Below are 15,818 nucleotides of genomic sequence, written 5' to 3'. Positions count from 1 at the left end.
GTTCACACGGTGTACTTGTCGAAGTCCTCGGGTTTGATCTGCGACGAGGCGGCAAAGGTGTCGATGCCGATGGTCAGGTGGCCGAAGAAACCGTCCTCGTGAGAGTCGCGGCCGATCGGCCACACGGTCAGGGTCGAATCTTCGCCGCGCATGTTGCTGTAGTAGCTGTCATCGGCATTGTTCAAGGGTGTCGAGGCTCGCCCGCGATAGTCACGGGCATTGAGCACCGCGCGTGACACCACTTCGGGGAAATACAGCTGACCGACCCAGGCCACGTTGCGCTCCTCCAGATATTCACTGCCGCTGACCATGCGCACCGCCACATGAATGTGCAGCGCCCGACCGGCATAGAACCCCGGATAGATGGTGGTGAAGCGCACCCGCCCCTGCTGATCGCAGAACTGGCTGCCACGCAGATAGGTGTCATCGTCGGTGCGCGGCACCGAGCCGATAGCATCGGAGTCGACCTCCAGATCCGGATTGATCCGGCTCCACCCCGAATAGGCGCCTCGTGCATTGCAGTGCCAGATGTCCACCAATGCTCCGCTCACCGGTTGACCGGTCATCGCGTCGACAATGCTCAGGCGCAACAGCAAGGGCAGCCCTTCGGCGCCTTCGCTGATGTTGCGCCGCAGCAACTTCGGATTGCGAAAGTACGGCCCGGCGATCTGCTCGGGGGCCAACTGGTAGATTGATGATGACGATGCGGTTGAAGTGTCTCGTTCCATGACGCGTTCTCTTTTCCATAAGATGAACGCAGATTAACGGCGCACGAGCCCCGCGGTGCGGTAACTATGTGTCGCGCCGTTTCCATGAGTATTTTTGCCGGGCAAAAAAAAACGGTGCACCGACCAAGCGCACCGTAAAGCCGTAGAACACACAACGAAGTGTCAGGTAAAACGTTTAGTCCAGCAGCGCCAGGGCTTCGGCGGTGCAATCCTGAATGCGCGCCCAGTCGCCGTTCTTGATCCACTCGGGATCGAGCATCCAGCTACCGCCCACGCACATGACGTTTTTCAGCGCCATGTAGCTCTTGATGTTGGCCGGGCCGACGCCACCGGTCGGGCAGAATTTCACTTCGCCGAACGGGCCGCCGAGGGCCTTGATCGCTGCCACGCCACCGCTGACTTCCGCCGGGAACAGCTTGAAGCGGCGATAGCCCAGGCCATAGCCCTCCATGATGCCGGAGGCATTGCTGATGCCGGGCAGCAGCGGAATCGGGCTGTCGACGCTGGCTTCGAGCAGGTCACGGGTGATGCCCGGGGTGACGATGAATTGCGAACCCGCCGCTTCCGCTGCTGCAAGCATGTTGCGATCAAGCACGGTGCCGGCACCGGTCACCAGTTCCGGACGCTGCTCACGCAGGATCTGGATCGCCTTGAGACCGAACTGCGAACGCAGGGTCACTTCCAGCGCGGTCAGGCCACCGGCGGCCAGAGCGTCGGCCAGTGGCAGCACGTCCTGTTCACGGGCGATGGTGATCACTGGCAGGATCCGCGCCTTGGCGCAGAGGCTGTCGATCAGGGCAACTTTGTCCGCCATGGAAACGGTCGGGGATGGATTTTTCATAGCGGCTGATCCTTGGCTCATGGGCACCAGTAAATCTCTAACGTAGGTTGCAGAAACGCGCGCACCGGCATGGCCGCGACGTCGTCGGATGCCAGTGCGGCATTCAGAGTGGTCAGTTTCGACTGACCGGAAATCGACAGAATCTTGTGCTTCGCCGAAGCCAGCAGCGCACGGCTCATGGTCAGACGTTGACGCGGCACACTCGGCGCCAGCATCGGCCAGCAGCGACGGCTGCCGTCAGCCTGCAAGGCTTCAGTCAGGTTCGGGCTGTCGGGGAACAGCGACGCGGTGTGACCGTCATCGCCCATGCCCAGCACCAGCACGTCGATCGGCGGCAATTCCGCGAGCAGACGGTCGGCCTGTTCCGCAGCCTGCTCGACGTTGGCCGCCGCGCTATAAAGGCTTAGGAACTTTGCTTTTGCCGCCGGTCCCTTGAGCAGGTACTGCTTGAGCAGACCGGCGTTGCTGTCGGCGTGTTCGACCGGTACCCAGCGTTCGTCGGCGAGGGTCACGACGACCTTCGACCAATCCAGCTCCTGCTTGGCCAGGTGCTGAAAAAACGCCACCGGGCTGCGACCGCCTGAGACCACCAGCACCGCGTTGCCGCGTGCAGCGATGGCATCGCTCAACTGCTTGGCGACGTTCAGCGCCAGACCTTCGGCCAACAGCACCGGGCTCTTGAATTCGTGGGCATTCACGCCCGCGGGCAGTTTCACATCAGATATCGCCATACCACGACCTCCCGTCCCGCGTGATCAGTGCAATCGAGCTCATCGGCCCCCACGACCCGGCCGCATACGGCTTGGGCGCGTCACCGGACTTCTTCCAGCCGGCGATCAACTGGTCACACCACTTCCACGCGGCTTCGATTTCATCTTTACGGACAAACAGGTTCTGATTGCCGTTCATCACTTCCAGCAACAACCGCTCGTAGGCATCGGGGATCCGTGCGCTGCGCCAGGTGTCGGAGAAATTCAGTTGCAGCGGGCCGCTGCGCAGTTGCATGCCTTTGTCCAGGCCCTGCTCCTTGGTCATCACACGCAAGGAAATGCCTTCGTCCGGTTGCAGACGGATGATCAGCTTGTTGCTGATCTGCAGGCGCTGTTCCGGCGCGAAAATGTAGTGCGACGGTTCCTTGAAGTGGATAACGATCTGCGACAGCTTTTGCGGCATGCGCTTGCCGGTACGCAGGTAGAACGGCACGCCGGCCCAGCGCCAGTTGCGGATGTCGGCACGCAGGGCGACGAAGGTTTCGGTGTCGCTCTGGGTGTTGGAATTCGGCTCTTCGAGGTAGCCCGGCACGGACTTGCCTTCGCTGTGCCCGGCGATGTACTGACCGCGCACCACTTGGGTGGTCAGGCCTTCCGGGCTGATCGGCGCCAGGGCCTTGAGCACTTTCACCTTTTCGTCACGGATGCTGTCGGCGGACAGGTCGGCTGGCGGGTCCATCGCAATCAGGCACAGCAGCTGCAACAGGTGATTCTGGATCATGTCGCGCAGCTGGCCGGCCTTGTCGAAGTAGCCCCACCGGCCTTCGATGCCGACCTTCTCGGCCACGGTGATTTCCACGTGGGAGATGTAATTCTGGTTCCACTGGGTTTCGAACAGGCTGTTGGCGAAACGCAGCGCGATCAGGTTCTGGACGGTCTCTTTGCCCAGGTAGTGGTCGATGCGATAGGTGCGGTTCTCCGGGAAGAACTGCGCCACGGCGTCGTTGACTTTGCGCGAGGATTCCAGATCGGAGCCGATCGGCTTTTCCAGGACCACGCGGGTGTTTTCTGCCAGACCGACTTTTGCCAGGTTCTCGCAGATCGCGCCGTACACCGCTGCCGGTGTGGCGAAGTAGGCAATCATGCGTTGCGCGCTGCCGGCGGCTTCGGCCAGCGCCACATAGTCTTCAGCCTTGAGGAAGTCGACGTGCAGGTAGCTCAGGCGCGCCAGAAAGCGCTCGGCCACGGCCTCGTCCAGCTCTTTGCCGACGTAACGGCGCAATTCGGCGGCGATGAACGCCAGGTGCTGCTGCTCGGAGCCGGGTTCACGGGCCAGCGCGATGATGCGCGTGTCCTCGTGCAACAGGTCGGCGCCATCGAGGTGATAAAGGGCAGGAAACAGCTTGCGCAGGGCCAGATCGCCCAGAGCGCCGAACAAGGCAAAGGTGCACGGTTCAACCGTAATCGAAGGCATGATGTTTGTTCTTTTATCAAGTTAAGCTACAAATACCTTTTTTCAAGGCATCACTCAAGGGAAAATGTAGTAATAACCACAACATTTTCGCAAAATACAGATTCCGAGTGGTGGTCGGTCGGAGCCACCAGTAGGATAGGCCACCGTTACGGGCCACATCAAAGGCCCAATTTGCATAGCCCGGCGCACCTTTGCGCAGGTGAATTAGGAATTCCATATGGACCGCGTGCGAAATTTACTGGAACAGATCCAGAGTCGCCTTGAAGAGCTGAACAAGGCCGAACGCAAAGTCGCCGAGGTGATCCTGCTCAACCCGCAGCAGGCCACCCGCTTCAGCATCGCCGCCCTCGCCCAGGCGGCGTCGGTGAGCGAGCCGACGGTCAACCGTTTCTGCCGTTCGTTCGGTGTCAGCGGCTACCCTGAACTCAAGCTGCAACTGGCGCAAAGCCTGGCCAGTGGCGCGGCGTATGTCAGCCGCGCGGTGGAGGCCGATGACAATCCCGAGGCGTACACGCAGAAGATTTTCGGCAGCGCCATCGCTTCGCTGGACAGCGCTTGCCAGGCGCTCGATCCAAACCTGATCAGCCGCGCCGTCGACCTGTTGATTCAGGCGCGGCAGATTCACTTCTTCGGCCTCGGTGCGTCAGCGCCTGTGGCTTTGGATGCGCAGCACAAATTCTTCCGTTTCAACCTCGCCGTCACCGCCCATGCCGATGTGCTGATGCAGCGAATGATTGCTTCGGTGGCGCATACCGGTGAACTGTTCGTGATCATTTCCTACACCGGCCGCACCCGCGAACTGGTGGAAGTGGCGCGCATCGCCCGGGAGAACGGCGCTTCGGTGCTGGGCCTGACCGCCGAGAATTCACCGCTGGCCAAAGCCAGTACCCTGAGCCTGAACATTCCGCTGCCGGAAGACACCGACATCTATATGCCGATGACTTCGCGGATCATTCAACTGACGGTGCTGGATGTGCTGGCGACCGGCATGACGCTGCGCCGCGGGGTGGACTTCCAGCCGCATCTGCGCAAGATCAAAGAGAGCTTGAATGCCAGCCGGTATCCGGTGGGTGATGAGTTCAACTGATCCAGAATTTAGGCTGATTGATCCGGCCTCTTCGCGAGCAAGCCCGCTCCCACAGGTGATCGGGTTCCTTCAATTGGAATGCCATCTACTGTGGGAGCGGGCTTGCTCGCGAAGGCGCCAGTCGACTCACCGCAAATCTAGGCCGCCGCCCACGCCTGCAAACTCAAATGCGCCTTCTCCCCCGGCGCCAGATGCAGGCTGTCGGTACCGCCCGCCGCCGCTTCGACACAAACGAACTCCGTCACTTCATCCCAGCTCACGCCCAACAGGGGGCGCGAGCCAGGATGCCAGACCACGGTATCGCCGCTATCACCGGTATCGATGCACAACTCGCGCTGCCAGGCGTGATCCTTGAGCTGTAATTCGCCGTCGTGCTGGAACACCCGCTGACAGCCGCCATCGACGCGTAACTCGCCTTCCTGCTGGCAGGACTGGCGGCTCAACTGGTCGTAACCCTGCGCACCTTCGAGCCCAGACAGCGCTATCTCACCGACATCACCAATACGCCAGTAAGCGTGCAAAGCCTGGCTCAATTGGCACGGCATGTCGTCCTGATGCTCGGTGCTCAGGCGTAATTCCATGCGTTCACCGAGGTGCGCATGCAGGTCAACCTGCCAGTCGCACAACTGCAATTGCCAGTGCAGTCGCACGCCATCCTCGGCGCTGCTGCTGTCGAGCAATTTCCAGTCGAGCAGTCGTGCCCAGCCATGGGATGGCCAGGCATTTTCGCTCGGATGGCGGCCATACCACGGCCAGCACACCGGCACGCCGCCGCGAATGGCGCCAACGTGGGGCCACTTTGCCGCACACCACAGCCACGGTTTCTGCCCGCGTGGCTGAAAGTGCAGCAACTGCGCGCCCTGGCGGCTGAACACCGCCTGACACAGCGGATGGTCGATCACCAGCACATCGCGCATCTGATAGCGCTCCCAGGCGAACACCGGTCGCTCGCGCAGGGATTTGAAGAAGCGTTGCAGCGGATGCTCATGCATTGGCCACGGTTCCGAATTCGACTGTCATGGGTTGCGCCACCCTCAAAAAAAAGCGGACAGCCTTGGCTGTCCGCAAATATGCGCACATAGAGAGGAGCTTATCGCAACAACGTCAGAACGTAGACTGAATTTTCAGACCGGCGACCAATGCGTTGTCCACTTCATCCACACCACCCGGGTGAGTGATGTACTGCAGGTTAGGACGCACCGTCAGCCAGTTGGTGACGTGGAAGCCGTAGTTGATCTCGTAGTTGTATTCGGTTTCACGAATCGGCGAGAACACCGGATTGTCGTAGTCCGAAACACCGTTGGACGCATTCAGGAACTCGGCGTTTTTCTTCACGTCATCGTTGACATGAATACGCGCCGCACCGATACCGACGTCATCTTTAGGACGCGCGTCGAACGGGCCCTTGTAGACAAACATCACCGACTGGTAGTTGTCGATGAAGTTGGTGTCCTTGTCGTGGAACGTGGCGTTGGCCGCAATGTTCAGACCGCGCGAAGCATCACCGTTGTGGCTGGTGAGTTGCTGCTGCGCGACGAACCAGTAGCCGTGTTTGCTGCTGTGGGTCTTGTACGCGTCGCCAGTGGTTGCAGCGTCGAAGCCGTTGACGTCTTCACGGACGTCATTGGCGTCAGCCGTGCTCTTGTAGTAACCGACGCGGTATTCACCCGGCAGGCTGTTGACCTTCGGCGACCAGACCAGTTCGACTGGCAGAACAGTCCCTTTGGTGCCGCTGCCGCTAAGCTTGAAGCCGTTGCCGTGTTCCAGCTGCGACGGGTTCTGGTTGTAAGCACCGATCTGCGCGTAGAGCTCGTCGTTGATGTTGTACTTCACACGGATCGCGGCCTGGCTGACCGGCCAGTTGTACCAGATGTTGGTCGCCCAGTTACCCACTTGCGAGCCGCAGAACGCCAGGTTCTGGAAGTCGCACGGGAAGGTGTTGAAGTCTTCGCCTTCACCGAAGTAACCGGCCTTGACGTCGAGCTTGTTGTCGAAGAACTGGTGCTGAATCCACAACTGGGTCAGACGCACCATGTGGCCACGACCGTAGACTTCCTGCGAAGACGACAGAGTGCCGGCACGCGGATCGCCAACGCGGTCGTTGGAGATGTTTTGCCCGTTACGGTTGGTCAGCTGGATCTTGGCCTGAGTGTTGTCCCAGCCCCAGAGTTTTTGCAGGTCCAGCGCCACGCCCAGACCGAACTGATCGCTGTAGCGACCGGTCTTGTCGTCGTTGTAGCCGCCATGCAGGTTGGCACCCATTTCCCCAACGTAGTCAGCCTTGATGTCGATACCTTGCTCGATCAGCTTGGTCCGCTCGCCACCCCAGTCACCGGTCATCCATTTCGAGTCGGAGCTGAAGGCATCCGCCGCCATGGCGTTACCGGCCAGCACCAATGCCGCCGCAGCTGACACTTGGCAGATCAACCGGGCATTGACGTGTTTCTTTTTCATCCCTACATCCTCGTCTTTATTGTTATTAACTGTTTTTTTCCAACGCGGTTTACATAAATTGCGATGCTCGACAGGCCGGGCAGCGCTTGCTCCTTGTAGGAGTGAGCCTGCTCGCGATAGCGGTTTTACATTCAACATCACTGTCGACTGATACACCGTCATCGCGAGCAGGCTCACTCCTACAATTGATCTTCAGCGGCCTTTGAACTGGGCGACATTTGCCGACCGCGCTTCGGTCTGCGCCTGGCCCGCAACGCCCAGACGCTCGCCAGTCTTGGCATCGAACAACAACACTTTCGACGGATCGAATTGCAGGGTCAGGGTCTCACCCACCTGCGGTGCCACGTCCGGCGCCAGGCGGCAGCAGACCTTGGTCTCATTCAGGTTGACGAACACCAGGGTGTCCGGACCGGTCGGCTCGGTGACCTGCACTTCGGCCTTGATGCTCGGCAGACCATTGCCCTCGCCGTTCGCCAGAACAATCTGTTCCGGGCGCAGGCCGAGGATCACTTCGCGATCTTCCAGCCCTGCATCCTGCATGCTCATCGGCAACTCGCAACGCGCCTGGCCGCTGTCGAGCAGCGCCAGCAGACGACCGTCCTTGCGTTGCAGGCGCAGCGGAATGAAGTTCATCGGCGGCGAACCGATGAAGCTCGCCACGAACAGGTTGGCCGGGTCGTTGTAGATCTCTTTCGGCGTGCCGAACTGCTGAATGATCCCGTCCTTCATCACCGCCACTTTGTCACCCAGGGTCATCGCTTCGATCTGGTCGTGGGTCACGTAGACCGTGGTGGTTTTCAGGCGCTGGTGCATCAGTTTCATTTCGGTGCGCATCTCGACGCGCAGCTTGGCGTCGAGGTTGGACAGCGGTTCGTCGAACAGATAGATCTTCGGCCGACGCGCCAACGCACGGCCCATCGCCACGCGCTGTTGCTGACCACCGGAGAGCTGGCCCGGCTTGCGGTTGAGCAAGTGTTCGATCTGCAGCAGCTTGGCCACGCGCGCGACTTCTTCGTCGATCGCCGACTGGCTCATCTTGCGGATCTTCAGACCGAACTCGATGTTCTCGCGCACGCTCATGGTCGGGTACAGCGCGTAGGACTGGAACACCATGGCGATGTCACGATCCTTCGGGCTCATGCCGCTGACATCCTGATCGCCGATCATGATCGCGCCACCGGTGATGGTCTCGAGGCCGGCGATGCAATTCATCAGGGTCGATTTGCCGCAGCCCGACGGGCCGACCAGGATCAGGAACTCACCGTCCTTGATCGACAGTTCGATGTTCTTCAGGGTGTCCGGCAGGCCGGCACCGTAGGTCTTGTTGACGTTGCGAAGTTCGAGCGTTGCCATGATTACCCCTTGACTGCGCCGGCCGTCAGCCCGCGCACGAAATACTTGCCTGCGACCACATAGACCAGCAGGGTCGGCAGGCCGGCGATCATCGCCGCTGCCATATCCACGTTGTATTCCTTGGCCCCGGTGCTGGTGTTGACCAGGTTGTTCAGCGCCACCGTGATCGGTTGCGAATCACCGCTGGAGAACACCACACCGAACAGGAAGTCGTTCCAGATCTGGGTGAACTGCCAGATCAGGCAAACCATGATGATCGGGGTCGACATCGGCAGAATGATCTGCCGGAAGATCGTGAAGAAACCCGCGCCATCCAGCCGTGCAGCCTTGATCAGCGCATCGGGAATGCTCACGTAGTAGTTACGGAAAAACAGCGTGGTAAACGCCAGACCGTAGACCACGTGGACGAAGACGAGGCCGGTGGTGGTGCTCGCCAGGCCCATCTTGCCGAGGGTGAACGAGGCCGGCAGCAGCACGGTCTGGAACGGCAGGAAGCAGCCGAACAGCAGCAGACCGAAGAACAGCTGCGAACCGCGGAAGCGCCAGAACGACAGCACGTAGCCATTCAACGCGCCGATGGCGGTGGAGATGACCACGGCCGGCACGGTGATCTTGATCGAGTTCCAGAAGTAGCCGTCCACCGTGGCCCAGGCCTTGACCCAGCCGATGCCGCTGACCACGGTCGGCCAACTGAGCAGGTTGCCGGTGCTGATGTCTTCCGGGGTCTTGAAGCTGGTCAGCAGCATCACCACCAGCGGAATCAGGTACAGCAGGACCGCGAGGATCAGCACCGCGTAGATCGCGACGCGACTCAGGCTGAAAGCGGGTTTGGCAGCGAGACTAGTCATTACGCTTGGTCCTCAGCTCGGAGTACAGGTAAGGCACGATGATCGCGAGAATCGCACCGAGCATCAGAATCGCACTGGCCGAGCCCATGCCCATCTGGCCGCGACTGAAGGTGAAGGAGTACATGAACATCGCCGGCAGATCGGAGGAATAACCCGGGCCACCCGCCGTCATCGCCGCGACCAGGTCGAAGCTCTTGATCGCGATGTGGGCGAGGATCATCACCGCACTGAAGAACACCGGACGCAGGCTTGGCAACACGACTTTCCAGTAGATGGTCGGCATGCTCGCGCCATCGATCTGCGCGGCACGGATGATCGACTGATCAACCCCGCGCAGGCCGGCGAGGAACATTGCCATGATGAAGCCCGAGGCTTGCCACACAGCAGCGATCACCAGGCAGTAGACCACGCGATCCGGGTCGATCAGCCAGTCCAGACGGAAGCCTTCCCAGCCCCAGTCACGCAACAATTTGTCCAGGCCCATGCCCGGGTTGAGCAGCCATTTCCACGCGGTACCGGTGACGATCATCGAGAGCGCCATCGGGTACAGGTAAATGGTGCGGATAAAGCCTTCGCGACGGATGCGCTGGTCGAGGAACACTGCCAGCAGCACACCGATCACCAGGGTGATGCCGATGAACATGCCACCGAACACCGCGAGGTTCTTGCTCGCCACCCACCAGCGATCGTTGTCGAACAACCGCGCGTATTGCGCCAGGCCGGCCCACTTGTAGTTGGGCAGGAACGTCGAGGTGGTGAACGACAGCACGAACGTCCACAGGATGTAGCCATAGAAGCCCACCAGCACGATGAACATGCTCGGCGCCAGCACCAGTTTCGGTAGCCAGCGCTGCAGTGCATCGAACGGCGAGGCCTTGCTGAACACAGCAACAGAACTCATGGGGAAATCCAGTACAGGGAATAAAAACTACAGTGAGATCCCTTGTGGGAGCGAGCCTGCTCGCGAAAACGGTGTGTCCGTCGACGGATGTAGCGACTGACATGACGCCTTCGCGAGCAGGCTCGCTCCCACAGGGTTCGAGCCTGCTTTTAGTTATTTGGCCGACTGAACCGCCGCGCCCAGTTTCTTGGCCGCATCGGCCGGGTCGGCTTTCGGGTCGTTGATGTAGTTGGTCACGACATCAAAGAACGCGCCCTGCACCGCCAGCGTGGTCGCCATGTTGTGCGCCATGCTCGGCTGCAGGCCACCGGACTTGGCGTCTGCCAGGAAGTCCTTGGCGGCGGTCTGCGCGCAGGAGTCGAAACCGAGTTTGTCCATGTTGTTCAACATGTCGTTACGTACCGGGATCGAGCCTTTGTTGATGCTGAAGACTTTCTGGAAGTTTTCACCCAGCACGACTTTGGCGATGTCCTGCTGACCGGCCGCAGTGCCTTTGTCTTTCTGCTTGAACACCGCGAGGGAGTCGATGTTGTAGGTGAACGCCTTGTCGGTGCCGGGGAAGGCCACGCACTCGTAATCCTTGCCGGCGACTTTTTTGGCAGCGGTCCATTCGGACTTGGCCCAGTCACCCATGATCTGCATGCCGGCCTTGCCGTTGATGACCTTGGCCGCTTCCAGGTTCCAGTCCTGGCCTTTGCCGTCCTGATCCATGTAGGTCGCGACTTTCTTCAGCTCGGTCAGCGCCTTGACCATTTCCGGACCGGTCAGCGCTTTGTTGTCCAGATCGACCAGGGCTTTCTTGTAACCATCAACGCCCATGACCGAGAGCACCACGGCTTCGAACACGGTGCTGTCCTGCCAAGGCTGACCGCCGTGGGCCAGCGGGATGAAGCCCGCAGCCTTGAGCTTGTCGCCGGCGGCGTAGAATTCTTCGAGGGTGGTCGGGTTCTTGGTGATGCCGGCCTTTTTGAAGACTTCCGGGTTGATCCACAGCCAGTTCACCCGGTGAATGTTCACCGGTACGGCCACGTAATCACCGTCGTACTTCACGGTATCGGAGACTTTCTTGTCGAGCAGGCTGTCCCACTTCTCTTCTTTGGCCACGTCCTTCAGGACGTCGGTGTCGAGCAGACCGGTGGAGGCCCATTCCTGGATGTCCGGGCCCTTGATCTGGGCGACACCCGGCGGGTTACCGGCAACGGCGCGGCTTTTCAGCACGGTCATCGCCGTGGCACCGCCACCGCCGGCGACAGCGCCGTCTTTCCAGGTGAAACCGTCTTTTTCGACTTGCGCCTTGAGCACATCAACGGCGGCTTTTTCGCCACCGGACGTCCACCAGTGCACGACTTCGACCGAACCTTTGGATTCGGCAGCGGAAACACTGAGAGGCAGAATTGCGAGCGGGAACAGGGAGGCGACAGAAATGACAGTAGCGAGGCGAGAAATCGCATTCATCTGAGATGTACCTTTCTTGTTGTTATGCATGCAAGTCTGGTGCTTGCGCTGCACAGGAGTTTAAACAGGGCGATTCCCTTCGCAGGTAACGAAGGGACGCGCAAATGTCACCACATGGTTACACAGGAACAGCCCGGGATATTTGCGCCAGAGCTGTCGCCATACTCGGTGACAAGGGTAGACGAGGGATCAATACCGCCTGCCAGGCATGATACAGATCGGGTTTGCCCGGCCAGATATCGGCGCTCGGACGGTTTTGCGGATCGAGTTCGTGGTGCCAGCTGCCGTCGCAGCGATCGATGAAATGGCCTTCACAGAATTCCCAGAACCGCCGGTACCAGGTTTCGTATTGCGCATCACCGGTGCGTTTGAGCAAGGCGCTGGCAGCCGCGCTGGCTTCAGCATGGGTCCAGTGCAAGCGATGACGCACCACGGCTTTGTTGTCCCAGTCGAGGGTGTAAACGATCCCCGGCGCGCCATCGACGTCCCAGCCGTTGCAGCAGTTCTGCTCAAAGAGTTTTTGCGCGTCGGTCGCCAGCCAGCCGGGCGTAAGCATCCCGGCCTGGACCCGCGCCGCTTCGAGGTGCAGCAGCAGCCGCGCCCACTCGAAACCGTGGCCCGGGGTGGTGCCGTAAGGGCGGAAGCCGTCGGCCGGATTGTCGCGGTTGTATTCGCGCAGCGGTTGCCAGTCGCGGTCGAAGTGTTCGATGACCATGTAGCCATTGGCGGCGGCGTGACCGTGGATCACCCGCTCGACGATGCGCTGCGCACGTACCAGCCAGCGCGGATCTTCAGTGACATCGGCCAGCGCGAGGAACGCTTCGGTGGCGTGCATGTTGCTGTTGGCGCCGCGATAGGCCTCTTCTTCGCGCCAGTCGCGATTGAAGAATTCGCGCATGGCGCCCTCTTCTTCGCTCCAGAAATACGTGTCGATGATGTCGATCGCATCATCCAGCAGCGCCTGGGCGCCGGGACGCTGCGCGACCACTGCCGAGCTGGCCGCGAGCGCGACAAAGGCATGCAGATAGGCGTTCTTGCCGGTGTTGCCATCGCGGTGTTCGGCGACCGCAAACCAGCCGCCATGCAGCGCATCCCGCAACGGCCCCCGCAGCGCCGCAATGCCGTGATCGACCAGCTCCGCGAACCCCGGCAGACCCTGAATGTGAGCCATGGCGAAACTGTGGGTCATGCGTGCAGTGTTCATGGTTTCGGCTTGCGCGTGCGCCGGCAAACGGCCGCGCTCGTCGAGATTGCCGAAACCCTCGGGCAGTCTGGAAGCCTTGGCGAATGCCAGCAGGCGCAGACCTTCGTCGGCGAGCCATTGCTGGTGGGCAGGGGCATTCAGCCAACTGCTGAAGTCTGGGTGAAAGGTGTCCATGAGTGGCCCTTTTTTGTTGTTATGACTGCGGGCAGTCTAAACAACGGGCCGGGGCGGGCTTGTAACGAAGGGGGCGGGTTTTGTCACCAGCTCGTGACATTTGTGTTGGATGGACCGACGCCTTCGCGAGCAGGCTCGCTCCCACATTCGACTGCGTTCCTTCAGTTGAAACGCAATCAACTTGTGGGAGCGAGCCTGCTCGCGAAGAACGATAACTCGGTCTGACTAATCAACACTGCGCGGCAACTGCAACGTCACCCGCAACCCGCCCTCACGCAAATTCTGCAACGTCACCTCACCGCCATGGCTGTGGGCAATGTTGCGCGCAATGCCCAAACCGAGACCATAACCCTGCTGCTGGCCGGCCAAGCGAAAGTGCGGCTCGAACACCTGCTCCAGCCGCTGCTCCGGTACGCCCGGGCCTTCGTCGTCGACGTGCAGGACAAACGCGCGCTCATCGTCATCGATGTGCAGGTGCGCGTTCTGCCCGTACTTCAACGCGTTGTCGATCAGGTTGCCGATGCAGCGCTTCAACGCCAGAGGCTTGCCCGGATACGCCGCCAGTGCCTTGCCCTGCTGGGTCACGCGGCCATTGCCGTTGGGCGCCAGATACGGTTCTACGAGGCAGTCGAGCACATGATTGAGATCCACCGGCTCGATGTTCTCGTGGATGTCGGTGTCTTTCACGCACTGCAGCGCGCCTTTGACCAGCAACTCCAGTTCATCCAGATCGCGGCCGAACTTGGCTTGCAGCTTCTCATCTTCGAGCAGTTCGACGCGCAAGCGCAGACGGGTGATCGGCGTACGCAAGTCATGGGAAATCGCGCTGAACAACTGGCTGCGTTCGGTCAGGTAACGGCTGATGCGTTCGCGCATGGTGTTGAACGCACGGCCCACTTCCACCACTTCACTGCCGCCGCCCTCGGCCACCGGCTCGACATCGGCACCCAGCGACAGATCCCGCGCCGCCCGCGCCAGACGCTTGAGCGGCCGGCTCTGCCAGTGCACCAGCAGGCCGATGAACAGCAGCAAAAAGCCGCTGGTGAGGACGATGAACCACACCTGCTGTGCCGGCAGGCCTTGCTCTTCGAGACTGGTGTAGGGCTCGGGCAGCAACGAGGCGATGTACAGCCATTCGCCTGGGGCCATCTGAATCTGCGTGACCAGCACCGGCGGATTCACCGGTTCCAGCGTCAGCGCGTAATGCGCCCACGAGCGCGGCAGCTCATCAAGCTTCAGCCCGGCATTGAAGATCCGCAGATCCTCGGGGCTGACGAAGGTCACCGAGATATCAGTGTCATGGCCCAGCGACTGGCGCAGCACTTCATCCACCGCTTGAATCACCGCGGCCTTTCGCGGAGTGATCGGCAGCACGTCCATACCCAGCGGTTTGTCGTTGAGCGTCACCACGAAACGGGTGCCGCCCATGCTGCGCAACTGGTCGAGCACCAGCGGCCGGTAAGCCACCGGCAGCGAACGGAAATAGCTGACGCTGGCGGTCATCGAATGCGCAAGGCTGCGGGCGCTGGTGACCAGGCCTTCAAGCTGGGTGGCACGCAGTTGCGAGACCCAGATCACGCTCGACAACGTCTGCGCAAACAACACCGCCAACAAGGTCAGCAGCAGCATCCGCCCGAGCAGCGAACGCGGCACCGGCACTTTGCTGGCGAGCCGGCGCAGCGACTCAGTGAGCATTGCCGGCAACCACATTGGCTGCCAGTTGGTAGCCACTGCCGCGCACGGTGCGGATCAGTCGTGGCGGTTTTTCCGTGTCGCGCAGACGCTGGCGCAAGCGGCTGACGGCCATGTCGACAATCCGGTCGAGCGGCATCAGGTCACGGCCACGGGTGGCGTTGCCGATGGTGTCGCGGTCGAGAATTTCCTGCGGATGATCGAGAAACAACTTCAGCAGCGCAAAGTCGGCACCAGAGAGAATCACTTCCTCACCGTCGGTGTGAAACAGCCGATGACTGACCATGTCCAGCCGCCACTCGTCGAAGGCCAGTACGTCGCTGCCGCTGCGCTCTTGACCGAACTGCGCGCGACGCAGCAACGCCTTGATCCGGGCTTGCAGCTCGCGGGGGCTGAAAGGTTTGCCGAGGTAATCGTCAGCGCCGAGTTCCAGACCGATCACCCGGTCAGCCTCGTCGGAACTGGCGGTGAGCATGATGATCGGCACCTGCGCCTGACGCGGATGCTGACGCACCCAGCGGCACAGGCTGAAACCGTCTTCGTCGGGCAGCATCACATCGAGGATCACCAGATCGCTGGGCGCCTCGTTGAGGGCCTGGCGGAAACTGGCGCCATCGGCCGTGGCCCGCACCTGAAACCCGGCGCGGGTCAGGTAGGTTTCCAGCAACTCGCGTATTTCCTGGTCGTCATCGACCAACAATATCGACTTGTTGACTGAGCTCACTTCGAAGGCATCCTTGTTGTTGGAATTGGGGCGGATTATGCCTTAAGCATCGAACTTGCAAACACCACAGAACCACTGTGGGAGCGGGCTTGCTCGCGAAAGCGGTGTATCAGAGACATCTACGGTGACTGACACCCCGCTTTCGCGAGCAAGCCCGCTCCCACAATTGGATC

Annotated in this window: 14 protein-coding genes; 1 reads left to right on the top strand and 13 read right to left on the bottom strand. The window is 60.7% G+C overall.

What is annotated here, in order from left to right; genetic code table 11:
- Positions 1-2: 2 nt before the first annotated feature.
- The 4 genes from H043_RS0115220 to zwf form a co-directional block, all read right to left on the bottom strand.
- Complete coding sequence (locus tag H043_RS0115220; protein ID WP_027612569.1) at positions 3-728, bottom strand: intradiol ring-cleavage dioxygenase; 726 nt, start codon at positions 726-728, stop codon at positions 3-5.
- Between the two features lie 175 nt (positions 729-903).
- A complete protein-coding gene (locus H043_RS0115215) occupies positions 904-1,569 on the bottom strand; it encodes a bifunctional 4-hydroxy-2-oxoglutarate aldolase/2-dehydro-3-deoxy-phosphogluconate aldolase (RefSeq protein ID WP_027612568.1) in 666 nt (221 codons plus the stop codon).
- A gap of 17 nt (positions 1,570-1,586) precedes the next feature.
- Entirely contained in the window at positions 1,587-2,300 is a 714-nt protein-coding gene (gene pgl, locus H043_RS0115210) for a 6-phosphogluconolactonase (RefSeq protein ID WP_027612567.1), read from the bottom strand.
- Positions 2,287-3,753, bottom strand: a complete 1,467-nt coding sequence (gene zwf / locus H043_RS0115205; protein WP_027612566.1) for a glucose-6-phosphate dehydrogenase — start codon at positions 3,751-3,753, stop codon at positions 2,287-2,289. Before zwf ends, pgl begins: the two co-directional genes overlap by 14 nt.
- A 226-nt stretch (positions 3,754-3,979) precedes the next feature.
- Here zwf and H043_RS0115200 point away from each other — a divergent pair, with 226 nt between their 5' ends.
- Complete coding sequence (locus H043_RS0115200; protein ID WP_169842436.1) at positions 3,980-4,840, top strand: MurR/RpiR family transcriptional regulator; 861 nt, start codon at positions 3,980-3,982, stop codon at positions 4,838-4,840.
- A 137-nt stretch (positions 4,841-4,977) separates the two neighbouring features.
- On the opposite strand, the gene H043_RS0115195 is transcribed toward H043_RS0115200, so the two are convergent.
- From H043_RS0115195 to H043_RS0115155, 9 genes are all read right to left on the bottom strand, one after another.
- Positions 4,978-5,832, bottom strand: a complete 855-nt coding sequence (locus tag H043_RS0115195; protein WP_007969321.1) for a D-hexose-6-phosphate mutarotase — start codon at positions 5,830-5,832, stop codon at positions 4,978-4,980.
- A 112-nt stretch (positions 5,833-5,944) separates the two neighbouring features.
- Positions 5,945-7,294 carry a carbohydrate porin gene (locus H043_RS0115190; protein ID WP_027612565.1) on the bottom strand — a complete coding sequence of 450 codons (1,350 nt, stop codon included), beginning with the start codon at positions 7,292-7,294 and terminating at the stop codon, positions 5,945-5,947.
- A gap of 192 nt (positions 7,295-7,486) precedes the next feature.
- A complete protein-coding gene (locus tag H043_RS0115185) occupies positions 7,487-8,647 on the bottom strand; it encodes an ABC transporter ATP-binding protein (protein WP_027612564.1) in 1,161 nt (386 codons plus the stop codon).
- Positions 8,648-8,649: 2 nt separating this feature from the next.
- Positions 8,650-9,495 carry a carbohydrate ABC transporter permease gene (locus H043_RS0115180; RefSeq protein ID WP_007969317.1) on the bottom strand — a complete coding sequence of 282 codons (846 nt, stop codon included), beginning with the start codon at positions 9,493-9,495 and terminating at the stop codon, positions 8,650-8,652.
- Positions 9,488-10,396, bottom strand: a complete 909-nt coding sequence (locus H043_RS0115175) for a carbohydrate ABC transporter permease (RefSeq protein ID WP_007917874.1) — start codon at positions 10,394-10,396, stop codon at positions 9,488-9,490. Before H043_RS0115175 ends, H043_RS0115180 begins: the two co-directional genes overlap by 8 nt.
- 153 nt (positions 10,397-10,549) lie before the next feature.
- Positions 10,550-11,851, bottom strand: coding sequence for an ABC transporter substrate-binding protein (locus H043_RS0115170; protein ID WP_027612563.1), 1,302 nt, complete (start codon positions 11,849-11,851; stop codon positions 10,550-10,552).
- Between the two features lie 118 nt (positions 11,852-11,969).
- Positions 11,970-13,229, bottom strand: coding sequence for an AGE family epimerase/isomerase (locus H043_RS0115165; RefSeq protein ID WP_027612562.1), 1,260 nt, complete (start codon positions 13,227-13,229; stop codon positions 11,970-11,972).
- A 225-nt stretch (positions 13,230-13,454) separates the two neighbouring features.
- Positions 13,455-14,924, bottom strand: coding sequence for an ATP-binding protein (locus H043_RS0115160; RefSeq protein WP_027612561.1), 1,470 nt, complete (start codon positions 14,922-14,924; stop codon positions 13,455-13,457).
- Positions 14,914-15,645 (bottom strand): response regulator, encoded by a 732-nt coding sequence (locus H043_RS0115155; RefSeq protein WP_007917879.1) that lies wholly within the window; start codon positions 15,643-15,645, stop codon positions 14,914-14,916. Before H043_RS0115155 ends, H043_RS0115160 begins: the two co-directional genes overlap by 11 nt.
- Positions 15,646-15,818: the final 173 nt, after the last annotated feature.

Source organism: Pseudomonas sp. URIL14HWK12:I6 (genome assembly GCF_000514195.1).
GTDB lineage: Bacteria > Pseudomonadota > Gammaproteobacteria > Pseudomonadales > Pseudomonadaceae > Aquipseudomonas > Aquipseudomonas putida_A.
This window is presented reverse-complemented; position numbering and strand designations above follow the sequence as displayed.

Coding starts and splice junctions, on each gene's coding strand:
- H043_RS0115220 (WP_027612569.1), bottom strand. CDS start 728: ATGGAACGAGACACTTCAACCGCATCGTCATCATCAATCTACCAGTTG.
- H043_RS0115215 (WP_027612568.1), bottom strand. CDS start 1,569: ATGAAAAATCCATCCCCGACCGTTTCCATGGCGGACAAAGTTGCCCTG.
- pgl (WP_027612567.1), bottom strand. CDS start 2,300: ATGGCGATATCTGATGTGAAACTGCCCGCGGGCGTGAATGCCCACGAA.
- zwf (WP_027612566.1), bottom strand. CDS start 3,753: ATGCCTTCGATTACGGTTGAACCGTGCACCTTTGCCTTGTTCGGCGCT.
- H043_RS0115195 (WP_007969321.1), bottom strand. CDS start 5,832: ATGCATGAGCATCCGCTGCAACGCTTCTTCAAATCCCTGCGCGAGCGA.
- H043_RS0115190 (WP_027612565.1), bottom strand. CDS start 7,294: ATGAAAAAGAAACACGTCAATGCCCGGTTGATCTGCCAAGTGTCAGCT.
- H043_RS0115185 (WP_027612564.1), bottom strand. CDS start 8,647: ATGGCAACGCTCGAACTTCGCAACGTCAACAAGACCTACGGTGCCGGC.
- H043_RS0115180 (WP_007969317.1), bottom strand. CDS start 9,495: ATGACTAGTCTCGCTGCCAAACCCGCTTTCAGCCTGAGTCGCGTCGCG.
- H043_RS0115175 (WP_007917874.1), bottom strand. CDS start 10,396: ATGAGTTCTGTTGCTGTGTTCAGCAAGGCCTCGCCGTTCGATGCACTG.
- H043_RS0115170 (WP_027612563.1), bottom strand. CDS start 11,851: ATGAATGCGATTTCTCGCCTCGCTACTGTCATTTCTGTCGCCTCCCTG.
- H043_RS0115165 (WP_027612562.1), bottom strand. CDS start 13,229: ATGGACACCTTTCACCCAGACTTCAGCAGTTGGCTGAATGCCCCTGCC.
- H043_RS0115160 (WP_027612561.1), bottom strand. CDS start 14,924: ATGCTCACTGAGTCGCTGCGCCGGCTCGCCAGCAAAGTGCCGGTGCCG.